General features: G+C 44.5%; 20 protein-coding genes. 3 read left to right on the top strand and 17 right to left on the bottom strand.

The window, feature by feature from the left end; genetic code table 11:
• Nucleotides 1-116: 116 nt before the first annotated feature.
• From MHI45_RS01930 to MHI45_RS01895, 8 genes are all read right to left on the bottom strand, one after another.
• Nucleotides 117-635: an Imm42 family immunity protein gene (locus tag MHI45_RS01930; protein ID WP_076114565.1), complete on the bottom strand. Its 519-nt coding sequence runs from the start codon at nt 633-635 to the stop codon at nt 117-119.
• Between the two features lie 14 nt (nt 636-649).
• Nucleotides 650-3547 (bottom strand): contractile injection system protein, VgrG/Pvc8 family, encoded by a 2898-nt coding sequence (locus MHI45_RS01925; RefSeq protein WP_076114566.1) that lies wholly within the window; start codon nt 3545-3547, stop codon nt 650-652.
• A gap of 35 nt (nt 3548-3582) precedes the next feature.
• Nucleotides 3583-3999 carry a DUF4280 domain-containing protein gene (locus MHI45_RS01920; RefSeq protein WP_076114571.1) on the bottom strand — a complete coding sequence of 139 codons (417 nt, stop codon included), beginning with the start codon at nt 3997-3999 and terminating at the stop codon, nt 3583-3585.
• Between the two features lie 5 nt (nt 4000-4004).
• Entirely contained in the window at nt 4005-4535 is a 531-nt protein-coding gene (locus tag MHI45_RS01915; protein WP_076114567.1) for a hypothetical protein, read from the bottom strand.
• On the bottom strand, nt 4532-5752 hold the full coding sequence (locus tag MHI45_RS01910; RefSeq protein WP_076114572.1) for a pentapeptide repeat-containing protein: 1221 nt from the start codon (nt 5750-5752) through the stop codon (nt 4532-4534). The genes MHI45_RS01915 and MHI45_RS01910 overlap by 4 nt, the downstream gene beginning before the upstream one ends.
• A 100-nt stretch (nt 5753-5852) precedes the next feature.
• Nucleotides 5853-7268, bottom strand: coding sequence for a contractile injection system protein, VgrG/Pvc8 family (locus tag MHI45_RS01905; protein ID WP_076114568.1), 1416 nt, complete (start codon nt 7266-7268; stop codon nt 5853-5855).
• Entirely contained in the window at nt 7265-7945 is a 681-nt protein-coding gene (locus MHI45_RS01900) for a hypothetical protein (protein ID WP_076114569.1), read from the bottom strand. Before MHI45_RS01900 ends, MHI45_RS01905 begins: the two co-directional genes overlap by 4 nt.
• Nucleotides 7946-8411: 466 nt before the next feature.
• On the bottom strand, nt 8412-8714 hold the full coding sequence (locus MHI45_RS01895) for a MazG-like family protein (protein WP_340898080.1): 303 nt from the start codon (nt 8712-8714) through the stop codon (nt 8412-8414).
• A 243-nt stretch (nt 8715-8957) separates the two neighbouring features.
• Here MHI45_RS01895 and MHI45_RS01890 point away from each other — a divergent pair, with 243 nt between their 5' ends.
• On the top strand, nt 8958-9116 hold the full coding sequence (locus MHI45_RS01890) for a hypothetical protein (RefSeq protein ID WP_379140406.1): 159 nt from the start codon (nt 8958-8960) through the stop codon (nt 9114-9116).
• A gap of 609 nt (nt 9117-9725) precedes the next feature.
• On the opposite strand, the gene MHI45_RS35070 is transcribed toward MHI45_RS01890, so the two are convergent.
• Nucleotides 9726-9938, bottom strand: a complete 213-nt coding sequence (locus MHI45_RS35070) for an SDR family NAD(P)-dependent oxidoreductase (protein ID WP_076110820.1) — start codon at nt 9936-9938, stop codon at nt 9726-9728.
• A gap of 38 nt (nt 9939-9976) precedes the next feature.
• Nucleotides 9977-10963, bottom strand: coding sequence for a zinc-binding dehydrogenase (locus tag MHI45_RS01885; protein WP_076110821.1), 987 nt, complete (start codon nt 10961-10963; stop codon nt 9977-9979).
• Between the two features lie 135 nt (nt 10964-11098).
• Here MHI45_RS01885 and MHI45_RS01880 point away from each other — a divergent pair, with 135 nt between their 5' ends.
• On the top strand, nt 11099-11674 hold the full coding sequence (locus MHI45_RS01880) for a TetR/AcrR family transcriptional regulator (RefSeq protein ID WP_076110822.1): 576 nt from the start codon (nt 11099-11101) through the stop codon (nt 11672-11674).
• 113 nt (nt 11675-11787) lie between these two features.
• The gene (locus MHI45_RS01875; RefSeq protein WP_076110823.1) at nt 11788-12345 is read left to right on the top strand and encodes a sugar O-acetyltransferase; all 558 of its coding nucleotides are present in this window, start codon (nt 11788-11790) and stop codon (nt 12343-12345) included.
• A 230-nt stretch (nt 12346-12575) separates the two neighbouring features.
• On the opposite strand, the gene MHI45_RS01870 is transcribed toward MHI45_RS01875, so the two are convergent.
• The 7 genes from MHI45_RS01870 to MHI45_RS01840 all read right to left on the bottom strand — a co-directional run bounded on the left by MHI45_RS01870 (nt 12576) and on the right by MHI45_RS01840 (nt 18932).
• Nucleotides 12576-13568 carry an alpha/beta fold hydrolase gene (locus tag MHI45_RS01870; protein ID WP_076110824.1) on the bottom strand — a complete coding sequence of 331 codons (993 nt, stop codon included), beginning with the start codon at nt 13566-13568 and terminating at the stop codon, nt 12576-12578.
• Nucleotides 13569-13590: 22 nt separating this feature from the next.
• Nucleotides 13591-14574, bottom strand: coding sequence for an alpha/beta hydrolase (locus MHI45_RS01865; protein ID WP_076110825.1), 984 nt, complete (start codon nt 14572-14574; stop codon nt 13591-13593).
• A gap of 369 nt (nt 14575-14943) precedes the next feature.
• Nucleotides 14944-15702: an ABC transporter permease gene (locus MHI45_RS01860; RefSeq protein ID WP_076110826.1), complete on the bottom strand. Its 759-nt coding sequence runs from the start codon at nt 15700-15702 to the stop codon at nt 14944-14946.
• Nucleotides 15699-16448 (bottom strand): ABC transporter permease, encoded by a 750-nt coding sequence (locus MHI45_RS01855; RefSeq protein ID WP_076110827.1) that lies wholly within the window; start codon nt 16446-16448, stop codon nt 15699-15701. The genes MHI45_RS01860 and MHI45_RS01855 overlap by 4 nt, the downstream gene beginning before the upstream one ends.
• Entirely contained in the window at nt 16445-17167 is a 723-nt protein-coding gene (locus MHI45_RS01850) for an ABC transporter ATP-binding protein (RefSeq protein WP_445667497.1), read from the bottom strand. Before MHI45_RS01850 ends, MHI45_RS01855 begins: the two co-directional genes overlap by 4 nt.
• Nucleotides 17168-17205: 38 nt before the next feature.
• Nucleotides 17206-18258 carry a sensor histidine kinase gene (locus MHI45_RS01845; RefSeq protein WP_076110829.1) on the bottom strand — a complete coding sequence of 351 codons (1053 nt, stop codon included), beginning with the start codon at nt 18256-18258 and terminating at the stop codon, nt 17206-17208.
• A complete protein-coding gene (locus tag MHI45_RS01840; protein ID WP_076110830.1) occupies nt 18255-18932 on the bottom strand; it encodes a response regulator transcription factor in 678 nt (225 codons plus the stop codon). Before MHI45_RS01840 ends, MHI45_RS01845 begins: the two co-directional genes overlap by 4 nt.
• Nucleotides 18933-19031 lie beyond the last annotated feature (99 nt).

Genomic DNA, 19031 nt, shown 5'->3' with positions numbered 1-19031 from the left:
ATAAATTTTTGTAATGCTATTACATGAATTAAGTGTATTATTGGTTGAATAATGGGTTACTCCCCACCAAAAGGAAACCTTGAAAATACCTGAGCCTCTTCAAGATAATGTTGGTACTATTTAATCTCGTTTTCATAAATTTCGCTTAATAATTCATAAGTTTTGTATAATTCAGTTTCAAATTCTCTCACCTGAACAATATATTCTAAAATGTCATCTGTTTTTTTTACTGAGTTCAAATTCCTTATTAAAAAACGTGCACTACCTTTGTACTCTACTAAGAATATCTTCGAATCGTTGAAAATATCCAAGAGCGGACAGACGTTAAACCGAGCCCAAGACTCTTCGATAGAAATGCTGTCATATTGGTTAGAATCGCCATACAGGGCTTCATTGAGTCTATTGAAACACTCCTTAGCATCTAAATTAAATAGTTTTTCATTGGAACGATTGCTATTATCTTTAACCAAAGACTCAAGTGAAAATAATACATCTCGTAATGATGTACCCGACTCATAATCGCCAATACGAATTCCATTTATCCAATAGCAAAACTTACCGAACATCCAAAAACCACCATAGTCTGCATTAAGGTCAAACTGAATGGCAAATTTATTTGAATCCCCTATTAACATGATGGGCTACTCCTTTACTTTATTCCTAATTGTTGTCGAACAGACTTTGTTAATTTATCTTTTGTGATTTCTCCCGCAAAATGAACACCACGGGCATTATCACTAAAGTACTGATAAATCTTTCCATCCTTATTCACTCCATACCAGGTCCCCATCCCCCCTCGAACAGATTTATTATAAATTTCTACAGAGTCAGCTGGTTCTGGAGTTTTCTTAGGATTGTAGTATGGACTTCCTTTGTCATGAGCAGGATTAGCTTTATATGGTGGCTTAGTCCTCTCTGCAACAGAATCTGGATGGTATGGACTATCCTTTAAAGCAGGTGATTCAGTACTTTCCCCTTTCCCCTCTGCATGACCCGGCTTCTCCGGCTTCGCACTTGAAGACTTAGGAGGCTTACCTTCCCCCTTCATCATTTGCCAAAGCTCTGCAGAGCTTTCTCCCAGGTTGGAGGCTCCGTTGTAGGCCAACACCCCTCCATGGGAGATAAGACCGGTGGATGCAACACCTGTAAGTACGCCGAAAGGCGTTAATACGCCCGTAGAAGATACAGCCACGGAAAATAATTCTCCTCCAGCGCCGACGATAAATTCCCCGATTCCTTGCAACGAACTGACCACGTCGCCTGCGATTTCCCCCACCTTGCCCGCGATCGGATGGTTGGGATGATAATCGCGTTGCTTATACAAACCCAACGATTGGTTTACCCTAATGGTTTCATTGGCCCCCTGGGCAGCATCCCATGCCAATTCCATTTGAAGTTGCGCCGATTCTCGCTTGGCTTCTGCAGTAAGAATCTCATTTTCTCCGTATTGCTCAAACATTTTTCCCCACCAGGACTTAGGTTTAGGTTTCTCTGTCTCTGGCTGTGGCTGCTGAGCGAGATAGCTCTCGTAATTGCCCCACCAGCGTTGCCTCAGGTCTGCGGGCACTTGATGATAGGCAAGATACATCGCCTTCGATTCTGCCAGCAGGTTTTGAACGAGCTCTAACGGGCCGCCCGAATGCGCTAACTGCCGCGCACTCGTAAACACGTTTCCCAGGATCCACTTGCTATAGTAGTCTTGCTTTCTCTGCTCAAGCTCGTACTGGCTGATCAACCCTTCCAGCGCCAGACTCGCCAAATATTTCAGCGGATGCAGACCCCCTCCAGCGGCTCCGCCCCCGGCTCGACTCGTTCCCGTGCTCCGGACAGGAACCGCTGCAGTGGCCTGCATAATCATACCTGCTGCCTTGCCCGCAGGACCTCCGAAAGCGTTCAGGAAGACACCAGCTACCCGGGCCACTGCCGGAATCGCCCCTAACAGCTTGGACACCGTTCCCAGTAAGGCCTCCGCTTGTTGCTGCGCTGCCGGGCTTGTGATCTTCGCCGCAGGAGCCTCGGCCGGGCTGCTTGATGAAGCCTGGGCTGCGGCTTGGGCGGCCTCGTACGCCTGGATACTCATCAGCGGCGGCTCCGGTACAGGAGGGAGGTCGGCCACGAATACCGGGGCCTTCACCGTACCTTCCTGATCAATCACCGGGGCCTGGATATCTGTTTCGCCATCCAGGATCATGCTGCTGGCCCCGCCCTTCAGATACAGCGCCGTTCCCGCTTGGAGCGACAGTTCCTCCCCTGCATCCAGCTTGATGTTAGCCCCTTGAATCAGTACATTCCCCGGACTGCTGACGGTGATGCCAGCTTCATGCAGGGTGATCGAACATTCACCAGAGGTGGACAGGGTCAATTCTTGCCCAGACATCTCTACGCCGCTTCCTTGTGCATGTCTCCACATTTTCACATCGGGTTGTCCATTGGTATTGCGATGTTGACGCAGTGAACCGGTCACATAGGCTTCCTGCTCACGGTTTGTGGGCAAATACAGCTCCACCTGCTCCCCGATTTCCGGCATATTGTACCACCCGGTATGTCCCTCCGCCACATACCGGGTGGCCACCGGGAACCAACAGGCTTTAGCCGGGTCCTGCTGAGGATCCATATCCAGTTGGAGCTGTACGTAATCCTGCTGGACCTTCAGCACCTTTCCTGTCAGCATAATCCCGACGGCCTTATCGTTCCCATAGCGGGCATACCGGATATCCTGCTCGGGCTGGAGATCATAACGGGTGCGCAGCAAGCCGTCCTCCAGCCGTGTCACTGCTGAAACGACAGCAAGCTCTTTCCTTGGTCCGACGGGTAACGTAAGCCGGTCGCCCAGCGCATAGTATTGCAGGCTTTCGATCCTATACGTTACATACGGCCCCGCATGTTCTCCCGGTTGTCCCGTGTCCAGCTCATGGAATGTTTTCCGTACCCGGTAAGACCCAGCCCTTTCTACCTTATGCATTTTGCCTTCCGGCAGGCCGAAAAAAAGCTTGGGCGAGGCTGCGGTCACCTCCGGCACCAGTACGGAACCGAAGCGGGAAGCGAGGCGCTTTAAAAACGCCCAATCCGTCTCTTCATATTGTAAAACAAAAGCGTCCAGCTTGGTATGATTGCTTACAGTATCAATGGCATCTCCGTACCTGTACTTGCGCACCAGCGTGGTGACCAGATCATCGTAAGTGCGGTGGATATCTTGATAGGAACGCTTTTTCACCTTACTATCCATTTGATACGAATGCGAAGCTGCCTCCAGTTCAAACATATACACGCCCCGTGTACAATGAACCGACAAGCGCATAACGATCCCATGGAACAGCCGTCTTACGGACTGTCCCTGCTCATCCAACTGGTGAATGACTATCGGCTCCTGGTCCATGGTCTTGCCGATACACTTCGCTCCCTGCTCCTCGGGGAGCACGCCGCTGATCTGCAGATACGCATGATCGTTGATCATTCTTGTGATTTGCAGTCGCTCGATAAGCTGAGGCTGAAAGGGACCCTCGAAGCGCAGGCTTTCATACCCGATCCCAGCTGACAGTAGACTCATGAGGTTTCATTCTCCTTTCCACAACAACCTAGCTGTCAATCCAACTCCTGCCCGTCATTTTCAATCCGGATATGACCGCAGTACAGACACTGATGGGTGCAGTGTTGCTTCAAAGCGGGCTGGCCTTCGATCATCATGTCGCTTTTCCCGTTCAGCCACGACATCGTGAGCACAGGAATACACGGGGCTTTTTTCACGCCGTAGATGTCCACCATTTGGCTAGCCTGCACCGCGGGATTTAGCGGACTGAAGCAATTTCCGAACGACTGGATGTTCACTCCCGGCACATAGTCTCCGATATTCATTTGCGCTTTGTTTTTGACGTAGACGCCATGGCTGAACGGCCTTTTCAAACGAGTGGGCTGTGTACCATAGCTACAGCTTAGAATGGCGCCTGCAACTACATATTTTTGTTTGGACCCCGTTCCCGGCTGTACTTGAGCTTCCTTCACCTTCTTCACCTCTCCTTGACTTCCATCTCGACTCTTTGCACCCCAATGCCTGTAAAAGACCGGCGCAACAGGCTTTCCGCTACCGCCAACTGGATGTATATGTAAGGCTCCATCAATCCGGCAATTCGGAAAACAGGGGCTTGAATGTCCCCGTGTCTCAGCACCAAATGCTTTAATGTACCATTGGGGTACCACAATGTTTGTGGGGAAAGACACTCGACCACCGGAGGGCGAAGCAACCAATATGCATCTTGTCTGGCTTGCCGGATATCGCTTAATATGGCAGATTTCCATGCGAGTCCCGGCATATATTGTGCCAATAGTGCTCTCATCCGGTCGGACACCAACGGCAAAGGAAACTCCAGAAAATCCGGGTATACTGTTCGTTGATCCGTATGTACAGCTAAAAAAAGAGGGGTTTCATCCTCTGCCTGAGCCCCGGCCCCCCAGAGGGCATCCAATTGCAATTTGGTTAAGGAAGCAGGCTCCACCCGATGCTTGACGCGTTCATCCACTGTTAACCGAAAGATTATCATAGCAGCCACTTCCCTTCACCAATTGGGATTCCCCTCGAATCGCTGCGCTGCTCATCCGTAAAGCTCACCCCTTGCAGCTTCGCTCCTGTGAAATCAGCACTTGTCACCATAGCCCCGGCAAAAGATGCACCTGCCAAATCAGCCCCCACAAAACAAGCGTTTGTGAGATTGGTCCCGACAAAGGACGCTTTGTGCAACACGGCTGCCTCAAAGACAGCGCCTTGAAGTTCCGCTCCTCTAAAAGAAGCCTTCTGCAAGTTTGTGCCTGTAAAATTCACTCCCGCATAACCAAGCGGCTCCCCGTCCCAATTCTCCTCACCGAACCCGGCATTGCCCATCACACCCTCCAATACCGCGCCTTGCATGGAACAGCCACTAAAATCCGCTCCGTTGATCAAGCTATAGCTGAAGTCGGTTTCATCAAGCTGACTTTCCTGCCAAACCGTTCCAACTAATATACAAGCATGCAAACGGCCGCCTTCCATTCCGATCTGGCGAAAAGCGGTATACCGGAAATCGAAATGGCTGTAATCTCCACCCGGCAGTTGGACGCTGGTCAGCGCCTGATAGCTGTAGGCATGCTCCTGTTCTTCCTCCAGCCAGTCTCTAACCAGGCTTGAATCCAGCAATCTGTGTTCTTCTTTGTACACGCACACGCTCCAGTCCATGTATTCCCCGACACGAATCTCGAACGTCTCTTCACGATCCAACTGCTGAAACTCCGGCAGAACTGCCGCCCGTTTCAGTGCCAGACGAATCAAACTGACCAACATGGCATGGATATGCACCGCTGCTCCCAGCATTATCTGCTCCAGCACAAGCTCGGATAAAGCGACTTGCTGTGCTTGTGCCTCGGTTAGGAGATGCCCCCGCAATTCCGTCCAATAGCCATAGACCCAACTTGCATCGTACACGGACTGTACCGGCTTGGGATCAAGCACCCATAAGGCGTCTGCTGCCTCCACCCAATAGACAGGATGTTCTTCCAGCCATGCGGTGCGCAGCATGGAATAGGTGATATATCTGATGTTTCCTTTTCGCCCCGCAAGTTGCTCTTGCCGGAGCAGCACGCAATACTCCCGAAATTCATCCATAAAGGCTTGAATCCGTTGCTCCTTCTTCATATTCAAATCTAGTGCCCATTCTCTTTGGATACTGGACCATGCCCCGTTCACCATCGCCCGCTGCTCGTCCAGTCCATCTGCTTGCTCCTTCACCTGCATCCATCCACCACCTGATTTTGCTTTATGTCCAACCTCATCATCTCCATAAACGTAAAGCATACATCCAGACAGGGTAGCGCTCCTGCATTACACTCTAATTCGATTTCACCTCGCTGCCTTTCATGCCTACCGAGCCGCTCAAATGAAGATGGCTGCCGTTGCAATCCATGCGCAGCTCGCGGCCTGCGGACAGATTCATCGTTTTCCCTGCTGACAGACTCAAGTTGCCGCCAGCCGAAATATGGACCTGCTTGCTGCTCACTATATGAATACCTTCACGATCGTCCAGCTTGATATAAATGGAGCCATCCTTACCGGTAATGACCAGTTCGTCCGGTCCCAGCCGAATTTCCTTGCCGTGCGGTGTACGCCATATTTTCAGATGAGGATCAGAAAACTTGTTATGGGCACTTGTTCTGTCCGCACGTCTGACCGCACTGCCGGCAACCCCGTCTTCTTCACGGCTGCCGGGAAAATAAAGAGACACCGGATCATCTGTTTCCGGCATCACATACCAGCCTGTATGTCCGCCGCCGCTATACACGGTCGAGTAGTTGAACCAATGCGCCGTGTCTACCTCCTGCTTATCGTCGCAATCCAGATGGATGCGCACCTGATCCTGCCGCACCTCCATAACCCGTCCGCTTAACGATGCACCTGCCAGCTTTTCCTGGTAGTAGCTTTTTTGCCACAGTCCTTGGTAAGAAGCTAGTGTATATTGATGTCTTAGCAGCCCCTGCCTCATTTCAGTATAGGCCTCCGTTACATACAAGCTGTGTCCCTGAAATGTCATTTGATCGCCCAAATCCAATACCTCGTCCGTCTCTACCTCATAGACAATAAAATCATTTTCGTTCAGCTCCGCCTGCTCATTCTCCTGGAAGTAACGAAACGGCAGCATCTGCTTGCGAACTGTATAGCGGGTATGATCCAGCACCACCGGAGCAGGGTTATCCTCAATGCCAAAATAAAATTTCGGGCTGTCAAAGCGGGCCGCAGGCATCAAGCTCGTATGATATCGGGAGGCCATGCGTCTTAAAAATGCCCAATCCGTCTCCTGATACTGAATGGCAATCCGCCCTATTTTCGCTCCACCTGTAGCCCCGTCAATCACATCCAGGCCTTCGTAGCCCTTCCCGATCTGCTCCAACATTTGCGGAACCGTCATTTTCGTATGCTGAAAAGAGCGGGTACGCCGCTGAATGTCCATCCGGTAGGTATGGGAAATGGCTTCTACCTCCAGATAGTACACGTCCTGCGCGACTTTCACCTCCACCGATAGCGCAATCCCGCTAAACAGCGGCTTGCTGTCACCGGACTCCTCCCGTTGGCTCACTTCAATGACGGTGTTCTTACCCGTCGATTCCACATAACTGTCCTGCATGTCTTCCGGGATGACACCTGTAAAATACAGCCGGGTGTGCTCGTTGATTTTTTTGGTCAAGGTAAGCAGCTCCAGATTGACCAGAGTATAGGGAGAGATTTGGATATGTTCGTAGCCCAGGCTCATAACGAGGCCACCTCTTTCTTAAGCGGAGAAGGGGAGAGAAGCGGAAGGATACGGAGCGATTGCACCAGATGTTCCGCTACAGGCAACCACGTCTGCATGCTGGACTCCATACAGTTGAAGGTGCCCATCATCACATGTCCTTCATGGATGAACAGCAGCATTTCATTGTACAGATTCTCGTCTACACCCGCTGCTACAAAGCGGATAATTCCGATGGACAGTCCGGAACGATTGGTGACCTGTTCGGTGCCTTTCCAATTACGAATCGGTTGTACAGACCGTAAGACATCGGCCATCTGCTCCGTAAACTCAGGGAGTTCATCCGCATCCAAGAGCGTATCTGCAGGACTTAAGGTGATATTAATCGTCTCTTCCAAAGAGGTGTAGATCACCTGGGGGCGATGCTCCGAAGGATATTTGAATTTGGCCTTCTCCAGCGGCATAAGACTAAAGGATTTCGGTACACTAACCTCAATATGCCCATCCAGAATCGTTCTTGGCTCTAACGTGATGTGCTCATTGCCGATTCGCAGCACCATGTTTTTTTCAGCAACGGGGTTGTCCTGCTCTGATTCAGATAATGGGAGTGGGGCCAATTTCGCTTGATCATTGTCAGGTGTCGCCTGGTCAATGACCATATTCCTGAGGCTAAGAATTTGCTCGTCCATATAGTTCATAGAGCTAGTCCCTTCTTCTTAAATGTATGAGGAAAAATAATCCAGCATATCTATATATCGGTTCAAGCTTGATTCAACATGAATTCTATGATGTAGTAATCTAATCTCGCACTATACATATAACTTCCTCCTTGCCGGTATGAACCGGTCTATTCAATATGATACTTGACGTATAACAAGTGCTTTATGAAGGCATTGATTCCTCGCATGTATGACATCCTTCGCACTTAGCAGCAAACATATCATGCAATTGTGTCAGGTCATCCAAGGTAATAGTACTATGTTCTTGTCCACCGACAAAAAAACAAACACAACTCCAGTGAGTTGTGTTCAATAAACTACGCTCATCATTTTGTCCATTAAGCGTAAAACTTCTTTGGTTGGAATGATGTAGTCACCTGCTTCAATTGGATCTGTCCCTATCTTTACATGAGGTGTCATACCGTGTGCCGAGTGAGGAATAGTTTTATTCTTTTACTTTTGTAAGTACACCATTTTTATTTTCGTATATTCTTTTTTCATTTTTTTCCATTTTACACACTATCTCTTCTTCCAAGTTAATTCCTAGAAGTTCCGAAAGCCCTATTAAGTAGAGTGCAACATCAGCCAATTCTTCACCCAAATCGTCTTTTTTTTTCAGATAAGCTTCGCAAGCTTCTGATAATTCGCCATATATAAAACAAAATTCTTTATAAATATCAGTAACATTAAATCCTTTCGCAATTTTATTCTGATAAACTCTTTTTTGTAACTGTAATAAATCAATCATTTTATTCACCTATCCTATATATAATTTTTATTTGCAATAGATAAGTCTTGGTAGAAAGCTTTTTTATATGTCGGGATTATGATTGATATTTCCGGCAATTCATATTCTCCTTTCATAAAATGAAATATAATACTTTTTATTGCAAATTAAATTCTTTGATGTAATTATATGGCTTTTATGAAAAACATTATATACTATAAAATCTCTGTTATATATGGCTCGAATTTCGGATAGGGGTTCAATATTTCGGAGATATCGGTTTATAATGCTGAGAGAACCTATGACTATTATCTCCAGCATTTTGGCAGCAACAGTCTGGACAACAACGGGCTACAGATCCGTTCCACGGTCCATTACTACACTTCATATAACATCGCCTTCTGGAATGGAGCTTTTAGATAATCATCAAATCGGCAATAGTGCCATGTTCTTGTCCATTTGCCGAATACCCCCTTTCTAATGCATCTAATGCAAAAAAACAACCGATTATTTACGGTTGTTTACAGTCGTTTAATTATGTTTTTTACTGCAATTTGATTGGCGTTTAGTCATGTTTATTACAAATGAATCTACGTAATCCTTTAAGGCATTGTTTTCTGGCCAATTCAATGCGATTCGCATTGGTGTATACGGTCTCATTTTTGATATTTATGTTCAGCTAAACCGAGCAATTAGAATAATACCAGCACCTCGAATTGCTAAAGCTACACTAAAGAACCCACGCCTAGTGTGGGTTCTTTAAGGACACCATGTTTGTGGTCTAGAAAACTGACACTTTTTATGTTATAAAGCGTTGATTTCACCCATATGGCTGTACTAGTATCATGATTCTTTATTACTGATGATCATATTGAATAATTCTTCTGCTACTGCATTTGGATCTTGTTGTCCATCAGGATTTTGCTCTGACCGTACATTTCCAGGATCGAACAATTCCACTGTTATATCATGTTCTTTTTCCTCAATAGCTAAAGTTTTCTCCCGAAACGGCTTAACACTTGATCGCGCAGTTTATTCATATCTTCTAGTCATGTAACAGCTGCTGGTATTATACAGGGTTGGCCGTTTGATTGATATTATCGCCGAAACTCCCTCCAATTTTTCCTTCCGTCTACCTACCAGAACGACCATTGATCCCTTTTTTGCAAATTTAACAGCCGTCGCACGCCCCAAACCGTTGCCAGCTCCAGTAACAAGCGATATGTGATTATTAAGCAGGTCCAATTCAATTCCCTCCCTAAGTCGAACTAGTCGCTATACTCCTAAATGACTCTGGCTGCAACCTTGCCGGTGATCTTACCTTCTTTTAATTTTTTTAAATAGGTAGGAATTTCTTCCATAGTTATCGTTGTGATTTGTGGAGAGATAATCTTTCCTTCTGCAATCAATTTACCAAAATGATCTCCGATTCTCGCAAGATTGGATTGTGCATTAAAATCACCATGTGTATGAGCAGCACCAAGTGCTATCTCGTGTAGAGACATCCCTTTGTCATAAAAACGGATTCGGCTAAAATCAGGGAATCCAGCCGTTACAACCATTTCGCCGCCGAAGGCAAGAATCTCAAGGTCTTTAGTCGCACTATCGGGACTTATCGTATTTAAAACGTAATCAACACCCCGGCCATTAGTCAGATTCAAGATTTCTTCATTTACACTTCCTTTAGTAAAATCAATTGCCTCATCCGCCCCAAGAACGCGTACATAGTCGATATCCTTTCCTAAGCAAGTAGTAATCACTTTCAATCCACATATTTTTGCTAATTGAATCGCATATCCCCCTACACCCCCTGCACCGCCATGAATCAATATGGTGCCACCGGATTGCGGCTTAAGCTTCTGCATTATCGCTTGATATGCCGTATATCCTGCTGCCGGAACTACCGCTGCCAGTTCGAAAGGCACTTCATCCGGCAGTTTGCTTGCAGTGTGAGCTGTAGTCACTGAGTATTCCGCAAATCCGCCATCGAGATTATTGATGCTGCGAAGATAGTACACGCGGTCTCCAATTTTAAAATTGTTCACGCTGCTGCCAACGGCATCTACAATTCCTGCAATTTCTAATCCCAGAACGCGTTTCTTCTCGGACTCCAGACCATCGTACTCAGCCACTTGGTAATCCGAAGGGTTCAATCCTGCTGCATAGACCTTCACTCTGATCTCATTATCTTTGGGTTCTGGCATCTCCCTATTTGTAACAACAGTAAGGCTGTCCAGTTCCCCTGGTTTTTCAAGAATTAGTGCTTTCATAAGATTTCCCCTCTCAAATCTAATTGACAAAATTCATTAAATAACATACATTCGAGCTGACATTACAATTGTAACATCATATCAAACAGGGTCAATGCATGATAGAACGGGCTTAACAAAGAAGGGGGGATTGTAATGTCTGAGAAAGAAGTTACGGAGTTACAACGTATGGAAGGCCTCAGGTTATCAAATGAGGAATCTAATCGAATCACTAGATCAAGTATTGAAGCTGCTTTGGTGCTGCTTATGAAGGATCAGGCTTTTGAGGATATAACGATTACAGGTATCGTTAAACGGGCCGGGGTGTCCCGCACTGCTTACTACCGGAATTACAACTCCAAAGAAGATATTCTACAGAGTACGATGAAGGAAATTGTAGATAAAATCGTTGCTGCGATGAATCTGCATCATCCAATTAGAAACTCTTATGATTATTGGCTTGCTTTGTTTCAAACTTTAGAACAACATATCGACTGCTTACAAATTATCCTGAAAGTTAATATGGCAGATACTATACTTAGCGAAATGCAAGACGCACAATTGATTAGATCAAAAGAAGTATCTTTACTTACGAACTACGCTGCTTACTTTTGGAGCGGTGCTATCTACAGTGTAGCTGCAAGTTGGATTAGAAGCGGTGCGAAGCAATCCGCTGCAGAAATGGCAATGCTCTGCTATAAAATAATAGAAGCGGTAAATGGTGATTGTTGACAACGTAAATCTTATTACAGATTGTAATTTCAATCCAAGATCATATCAGAATAGTTTTTATGTGAACACCCTATCGTATATACTTAGTAAAACGTTGGAATAAGGGGATATTTATGAGCGGACCTAAGAAAGGAAAGTTCTACTACGAACGTGGAACGGATGAACTACGGGAGAAAGGCTTGCGTGTCCAGAAGCTTATTAAGGCTTTCAATGACTGCGACCCTGAGGATGGGAAAGAGAAAGAAAGATTGATTCGAGAGTTGTTTGGAAGCGCTGGTGAAGGAATAAGCATCGAGCATAATTTTCATTGTGACATAGGTTATAACATTCATGTGGGACGCAACTTCTATGCTGGCTATAACTGCACCATATTGGATATGGCTGAAGTTCACATTGGCGACGATTGCATGTTTGCACCGAACGTCGGAATCTATACAGCTGGTCATTCAATTGAACCGAAGGACCGAAATAAAAGTGGGTACGGCATACCGATTACGATTGGCAACAATGTCTGGATTGGTGGGCACTGCGCCATTTTGCCAGGAGTGAAAATTGGTGACAATTCTATTGTTGCGGCGGGCTCAGTAGTAACAAAAGATGTACCTGCAAATACGATTGTTGAAGGTAATCCAGCCAAGTTATTGAAGCTTATTGCAGAGGAAGAAAATTAGTTCACTTCCACGTGGCTTTGAACTAACAGAAACGTTATTTCAACAAACAGCGGCAGTCTATAACTTTATTTTCTAGTTCAAGGCTGCCGCCGTTGGAAATATTGGGGGCGAGATCCGTTCCGCAGATTCCTGTCATTTCAAATTTTTTCGTCTCCTTTTGTTCGTAAAAGAGTGTAACTGCAACGCAAAAAAAAATCGCGCAGCGCGCGATTTATGATGGTATCAGACTGTTAATCTGTTGAGTTTATTCCTCCAGTAAAATCCCTTATTTTTTCAGAGATTTCTTTTGGATGGGAACGATACAGATAATGTCCCGCGTCCAATAAGACCATTTCTCCATGTACAGAGTTCTGGATCTGCTTCTTATGTTCCGGAATCCATCGGTCCGTCGCAGGGTGATTCGCCTGAAGAAAGAAAAGGACAGGTAAATTGGCAGGAAAAGTAAGCTTTTCTGCTGCTTTAAAGTTGGAATACATGCTCACTGCCTCATTTAATTGAGTTGTATTATACATGTTTTTGCGTATCAAGATGTCCAATTGTTCTTTAGCCGCTTTATCATAGGGCAGTCCTTCATAAGGGTCAGCACTCAGTTTCAATTGTAACCGGGCAAAGCCCAGGTTGCGGAACCATTTAACCGGTTCTGTATCAGACGAATCAATTTTCTGTTCGCTTAGTGATGGAACACTGCTGTCCAGCCCGATAAAGGCTTTCACTTCATTTGGATATTGGTTCACATAATCCAGACTATAGAGCCCGGAAATGGAGTGAGCAATAAGGGTGTAACGATCGATCCGGAGACTTTGTAACGCTTCATGAATTTCACTTACTATGTTGGCTGAACTGCGCTCCTTCCGGGATTGATCGCTCAATCCGTAACCAAAAGGTTCGATCACGACGACTTTATAATAAGGGCTTAACTCCGATAGGAGTGGCTTAAAATCAAGTGCAGGCGCCGCTGTTCCATAACCGGGAAGAAGCACTACGGTTTCTTCGCCTTCGCCTTGGATGAAAACATTCATATGCTTACCATCTACAGACACAAGCTGACCATACTGTTCCATTCTTTTTTGTTCTGAATGACTGCTGATTTTGTTTACGGTAAACACGATGGCGATAAAAAGTAGTATAGCTATAACCACTGCGGCGATTACTTTTAATGAAATATGCAGCACTCTTTTTACTATTGAACGCTTCCTTACTTCCTCTCCTGCTGGTTGTGTCAAACTCTCTCTCTCCCTACTCTTATTATTTGAAAGGTTGTATTTGCTTCATGTACGCTTTGAATGCCCCGGCGATTTCTTTGAATTTCGTATGATGCAGGTAATGTGAGCCTTCCATCGGGATCATTTTTCCCTGTGCCGATTGTTTGACTTGTGCCTCATGCAGCGGAACCCACTGCTCATTGTTCTCGTTATTCGACTGGACGAAGAGAAGCACCGGCAAATCGTTAGGGTAGGTAAGTTGTTCTCCATTTTTGAAATTGGTACCGAGATGTCTGAGCTCATTCATCATTGTTGGATTGGTCGCGACTTGATTCGAAATGAGACGCATTTGTTCTTTAGTATACTCATCGAAGGCAAGTGACTCATATGGATCTTCGCTCACCTTTTGGAGCAATCTCATCAGACCTGATTTTTGCAGAAACTGCATGGATTTCAGAGGCAATTTGACATCCATGCCGGGCTGATTCGGAACACTGCTGTCGATGCCGACAAAAGCAAGAACCTCATCCGGGTAGCTGTTCACGTAAGACACTCCGTATAGTCCAGTGATGGAATGTCCCATAAGAACGTAACGGTCAATACCCAACTGCTGCACAGCTTCGTGAACTTCACTGACGATATTCTCTGTTGTTCTTGCCTTCTCAGTTTCGTCGCTCAACCCGTATCCGAACGGCTCAATCGCTACGACTTTGTATTCGGGAGACAATTCATCTATCAGCAATTTGAAATCAAGCACTGGCGACGGAGTTCCTTGTCCAGGAAGAAGGACGATTGTCTGTTCGCCGCTGCCTTGAATAAACACATTCATTTTTTTACCATCCACATTGACATACTGGCCGTACGGTTCGATTTTCTTTTTCTCGACCCCGTTACTGATCACATTAACGATAAACAAGATGCCCATGAACAGGACAAGCGCCCCGAGAAGACCTCCTATTATTTTCAACCATAGTTTATGTTTTTTGCGGATTCTGTTCCCTGTCTTGATTTCCACCGTTCCTGTCACGTTCATCTTCTCCTGTCTTTATATCTGTAGAGCCGCGCTAGCGACATATTCAAAGTGTAATCAACCAAGATGTCCCCTTCGTGACGGCAATATGAACGGAGTATGAACAGGCACAGAAAGAACGTTATCATGACAGTCAAACCTGCGAAACCCTTCTCATGTCCTGCATAGCAATGAACCGAAATATATAACTAATACTAGCTTTGGAATTATAAATTAAATACTTCGAGTACTACTTTACTCACCCAATATAATAAATACTCTCTTCTATTTGCTATACAAGCAGTTAAAAGAGAGTATTTTTGTTCCTAAGCTATTCCCACTCAATTTTCTCAAGAACATCCCGTGGGATTCATCGATGGAATAAACTTACGCATCTCGTTTACGGTAAAATACAATAGCTGCTGCAAAAAAGATCAGTGTCCATAACATTGAAATACCTGTCCCTTGCATGGGTGTAAGGACATTTATCTCATCAGAGGAAGGCGGCATATACATATAATATCCTGCCGTATCCGGAAAATAATTTTTAATACTAGGTAGAAAATCTCTCGACAATGGACTGACAATGAAATAATAACCAAGCAATACCACTAAGGCAGGAGTGGTTCTTCTTAATAAAGCACCTATAGCTGCACTGAGAAGTGTGGTTAATGTTAGATAGCCTGTTGCACCTGCTAATGTTTGTATCATTGTGTCTATTTCTATCACTACTGCTATGTCTCTCATCATGATAGAAGTATATAGTACACCTGATGCAGTAATAATAAACGCAGCAGGAATAGTTATAATTGCCAATGCCAAATGCTTCGTGGATAATTGGAACTCACGCCAAGGTATCGTAGTTAAAGTAGTTCGAATTTGTCCACCCGTATACTCCGAACAAGTAGCGAAGATACCAAGAATAATGAAGCCTGCTTGAAGATATCCCATAGAAGAAAGTCCTATATTCAGTATACTCTGCGTTCCTGCAGCTCCTTGTAGACCAGCAGAAGTAAAAGCTGCGGCTAAACCTAAATTAAGAATGAAGGTACCCATAAGAGTGCGCCATATCAATGGTAATGTAACTAATTTATCCAGTTCAGCACCAAGGATTTGTGTTATCTTTCTACTAGATGAGACACTCATGATGCAACGTCCCTCCTATGGAATACAATAGCTGCAACAATGAAAATAACGGCTACCCAGGCAAACATGACTACACCGCCTGTGAACGGGGTGTGAAATCTGTCGCTCATAAATATAAACATTTCAGCGCCGGCCCTATCTGGTAAGTAAAACGCCAACTTTGTAACCTTAGAAAGCAGGACACTAAATGATACAACGGATGAATTTATCATGAGCACAGCAAGCGGGATAATACCATTCTTTGTTAGAACAGTAATCCCAAAGGCTAAAAGAGCAGTGAATGTCCAGTAACAAACTGCACCGATAAGTTTAGACCATTCAAATGCAGGAGCATATTCACCAAGAATAAGATGCGTTGCTGATACAGTTGTCATAATAGCAACAATACATAACAGTATGCTGATCACTGTCACAGCGCCTGCTTTTGCCAGCAAAAAAAGAAATCGGGATGAAACAACAGTTAAACTTGTTGTAATCTGTTGTCCTCCACCAGATTCACTGCTCTCTGTCAAATACTCACTGCTGACAGCAAGCACACCAAGAATAATGACACCTTGCACACCAAGAGCTAAGCCAATATATCCAACTTCCGATAGCCGTGTGCTAACTCCAGCTATAATCGCATCTTTTTCTGCTATACTGTCCAAGGCAGCAATGACCGCTGGGGCAAATGCTCCAAGAAGAAAGGCAAGCCAAATGCCCGGCAGGGAGAACAATTTAGATAGTTCCGCGTTGAATGCTCTCATACAACCTCACCTGCATTTTCAGATGTCAGGGCAAAAAAGGCTTCCTCCAGCGTGGAATGGTTACCTATTACTTCTTCCAATGTTCCATCTGCAACGATTTTTCCATGTTTAATAATCACCACATCATCAACAGTCTCTGCAAGCTCTCCCATTAGATGACTGGACAGTAACACCGTGTTTCCAGACTCAGCACGTTCACGTAAAAATGTCCGAATCCAACGAATTCCTTCTGGGTCGAGCCCGTTTACGGGTTCATCTAAAATCAATATTTGTGGATCACCAAGTAATGCAGCAGCCATTCCAAGTCTTCTTCCCATACCAAGGGAATAACTTCCAACTCTTTTGCCAGCCGCATTAGTAAGACCCACTATTTCCAGAACTTCCTCGACACGTGAGCGGGATAATCCTGCGGCACGGGCAATCCATCGCAAATGTGCCCGTCCTGTTCGCATACGATGAGCTCCAAATCCATCAAGTGCGGCACCTACTGTTGCTAGAGGATTATGTAATTCTGCGAATGGCTTTCCATTAATTAGCGCACTCCCTGAGGTGGCACGATCTAATCCAAGCAGGATGCGAAGTGTAGAGCTTTTACCTGCCCCATTTGGACCTAAAAAACCAGTTACTCTGCCTGGTCTAGCTTTAAAACTAATACCTGATAAGATTTCCCCAGTTCCGCGATGTTTGACTAAGTTATCAACTGTAAGCAACCATAACACTTCCTTTCTGTTATGGTTCTAATTATAAAGAAGCAAAGTTACATCCCGGTGATCATGCTGTTTAATTCTGGGTTACCTTTAGGTTTAGCTCTACCAATAACCACTCTTGTGCCATTTTCATTTGATGTAAAGTCAGCTTTCAGCTTCATTTTTTTCAACATATAATTTGAAGCCGATAAACCAATTCCCGCCCCACGCCCATAGGAAGAGTTATCCATACCTGGACCTCTGTCTGCAACAAGGATCTGTTCTTTTTCTACATCTACCATAATGTGTACATATTTCCCCTCTGCTGCGTGGCGAAGAATATTCTGAAATAAATTGTCCAGAACCCGTGTCATCCATTTAGGATCTGCTTTCCAATAAAAAGTCTCCTCTGCCGGTAAATCAACATCAACCTGAATTTCTTTTTCTTCAAATACAGGATACCACGCAGCAACAGATGCTCTTACTAAACGTCCAATATCTGTTGAAATGGGCCCAAAAGGATGTTTCCCTGATGTAAGCAATGTATAGGAAAGTAAATCATCCATTAGATCTCCGACTCTTGTAATCGTATAGTTCATCTCTGTTAATGAGTTTTGTCCTTCTAAACTTATTGCTTCTTTATTTAATCTGGTGATATGTCCTCTCAAAATAGTAAGTGGCGTTCGTAAGTCGTGAGATAAATTCGCAATGAGCCGATGTCGTAATAATTCCTCTTCATATTCTCGCTTGCGGCTGTCTTCAAGCTGCTGAATCATCCAATTAAAAGAACTTCCTAACTGGTCTATTTCATCCATACGATCTCTTTGAACAGATATTGGTTTAGGAAATGAATTATTATTAGCTGAAAATGACATGACTTCCTGTAAGCGGGTGAGACGTTTACGAAGCCTCAAGAAGAAAATCCAAGATATTACAACAAATGCTACAATAATAAAACCAAACAATAGCAGTACAACGTAAAAATAATTTAACTTATTCAGCTCTTCTTCATTAAAAGGAGACTCAATAAACGCAGATAAGAAAATAAGTACAATCGGAGGAAAAAAGATAAATAGAAAATGTCCTTTTAGAAAACGACGAAATAATGATTTAGTCTGTTTCATAGTTTCACCCGATAACCTATTCCCTTCAACGTTTCAATAATCTCTGGGGAATCCGGATGACGTTCCAACTTTTGGCGCAGTCGATGGATATGTACCATTAATGTTTTATCACCTGTTATAAAAGCTTCTTCCCAAACGGCTTCATAGATTTGTTCTTTTGGTAAAACTTGATTAGGGTGGCGTAAGAAGTACATTAAAATTTGATGTTGTTTCCCTGTCAATATAATTTCTTCTCCTGTGTGTTTGTCAAATACCATTTGAACTTCTGGATCTAATTCAATATCATTTCCTAATGAAATACGTTCGGAATGTGTTACGCCACTTCGACGGATTAATACTTCTAATCTTGCAACTAATTCCTCCGTATGGAATGGTTTCGTTAAATAGTCATCAGCAAATTGTAAACCTTCTACCTTATCATCTATCGATGTTCGGGCAGTTAACAGCAAAATAGGAACAGCAGGAGCTGCCTTTTTTAATCGTTTTCCCACTGTAAATCCGTCTAAACCGGGTAACATGATATCCAAAATAACGATTTCATGCTGATTTACTTCTTTTTCGGCTCCATCACCAGAAAGCAGCCACTGAACTGAAAATCCTCGCTGTTCCAATTCTTCTTTTACCCAACTGCCTATTTTCTCATTATCTTCAATATATAATATGTTTCTTTTCAAGTAACATCCCGCTCTCTAAATTGAGTTCACTATTAGACAGAATAACACAATCTAAAAAATGGTTTCCAGTTAAGACAATTTTATCGTTCGTTAATAGAG

The organism is Paenibacillus sp. FSL H3-0321 (genome assembly GCF_038002865.1).
GTDB lineage: Bacteria > Bacillota > Bacilli > Paenibacillales > Paenibacillaceae > Paenibacillus_AQ.
The sequence above is the reverse complement of the archived record's forward strand: the minus strand, read 5'-3'. Positions and strand labels throughout refer to the sequence as shown.

Excerpts from the sequence above, each read along its gene's own strand:
- MHI45_RS01925 (WP_076114566.1), bottom strand. The coding sequence starts at position 3,547 with ATGAGTCTACTGTCAGCTGGGATCGGGTATGAAAGCCTGCGCTTCGAG.
- MHI45_RS01860 (WP_076110826.1), bottom strand. The coding sequence starts at position 15,702 with ATGAGTGTCTCATCTAGTAGAAAGATAACACAAATCCTTGGTGCTGAA.
- MHI45_RS01880 (WP_076110822.1), top strand. The coding sequence starts at position 11,099 with ATGTCTGAGAAAGAAGTTACGGAGTTACAACGTATGGAAGGCCTCAGG.
- MHI45_RS01855 (WP_076110827.1), bottom strand. The coding sequence starts at position 16,448 with ATGAGAGCATTCAACGCGGAACTATCTAAATTGTTCTCCCTGCCGGGC.
- MHI45_RS01845 (WP_076110829.1), bottom strand. The coding sequence starts at position 18,258 with ATGAAACAGACTAAATCATTATTTCGTCGTTTTCTAAAAGGACATTTT.
- MHI45_RS01885 (WP_076110821.1), bottom strand. The coding sequence starts at position 10,963 with ATGAAAGCACTAATTCTTGAAAAACCAGGGGAACTGGACAGCCTTACT.
- MHI45_RS01905 (WP_076114568.1), bottom strand. The coding sequence starts at position 7,268 with ATGAGCCTGGGCTACGAACATATCCAAATCTCTCCCTATACTCTGGTC.
- MHI45_RS01930 (WP_076114565.1), bottom strand. The coding sequence starts at position 635 with ATGTTAATAGGGGATTCAAATAAATTTGCCATTCAGTTTGACCTTAAT.
- MHI45_RS01875 (WP_076110823.1), top strand. The coding sequence starts at position 11,788 with ATGAGCGGACCTAAGAAAGGAAAGTTCTACTACGAACGTGGAACGGAT.
- MHI45_RS01915 (WP_076114567.1), bottom strand. The coding sequence starts at position 4,535 with ATGATAATCTTTCGGTTAACAGTGGATGAACGCGTCAAGCATCGGGTG.
- MHI45_RS01900 (WP_076114569.1), bottom strand. The coding sequence starts at position 7,945 with ATGAACTATATGGACGAGCAAATTCTTAGCCTCAGGAATATGGTCATT.
- MHI45_RS01895 (WP_340898080.1), bottom strand. The coding sequence starts at position 8,714 with ATGATTGATTTATTACAGTTACAAAAAAGAGTTTATCAGAATAAAATT.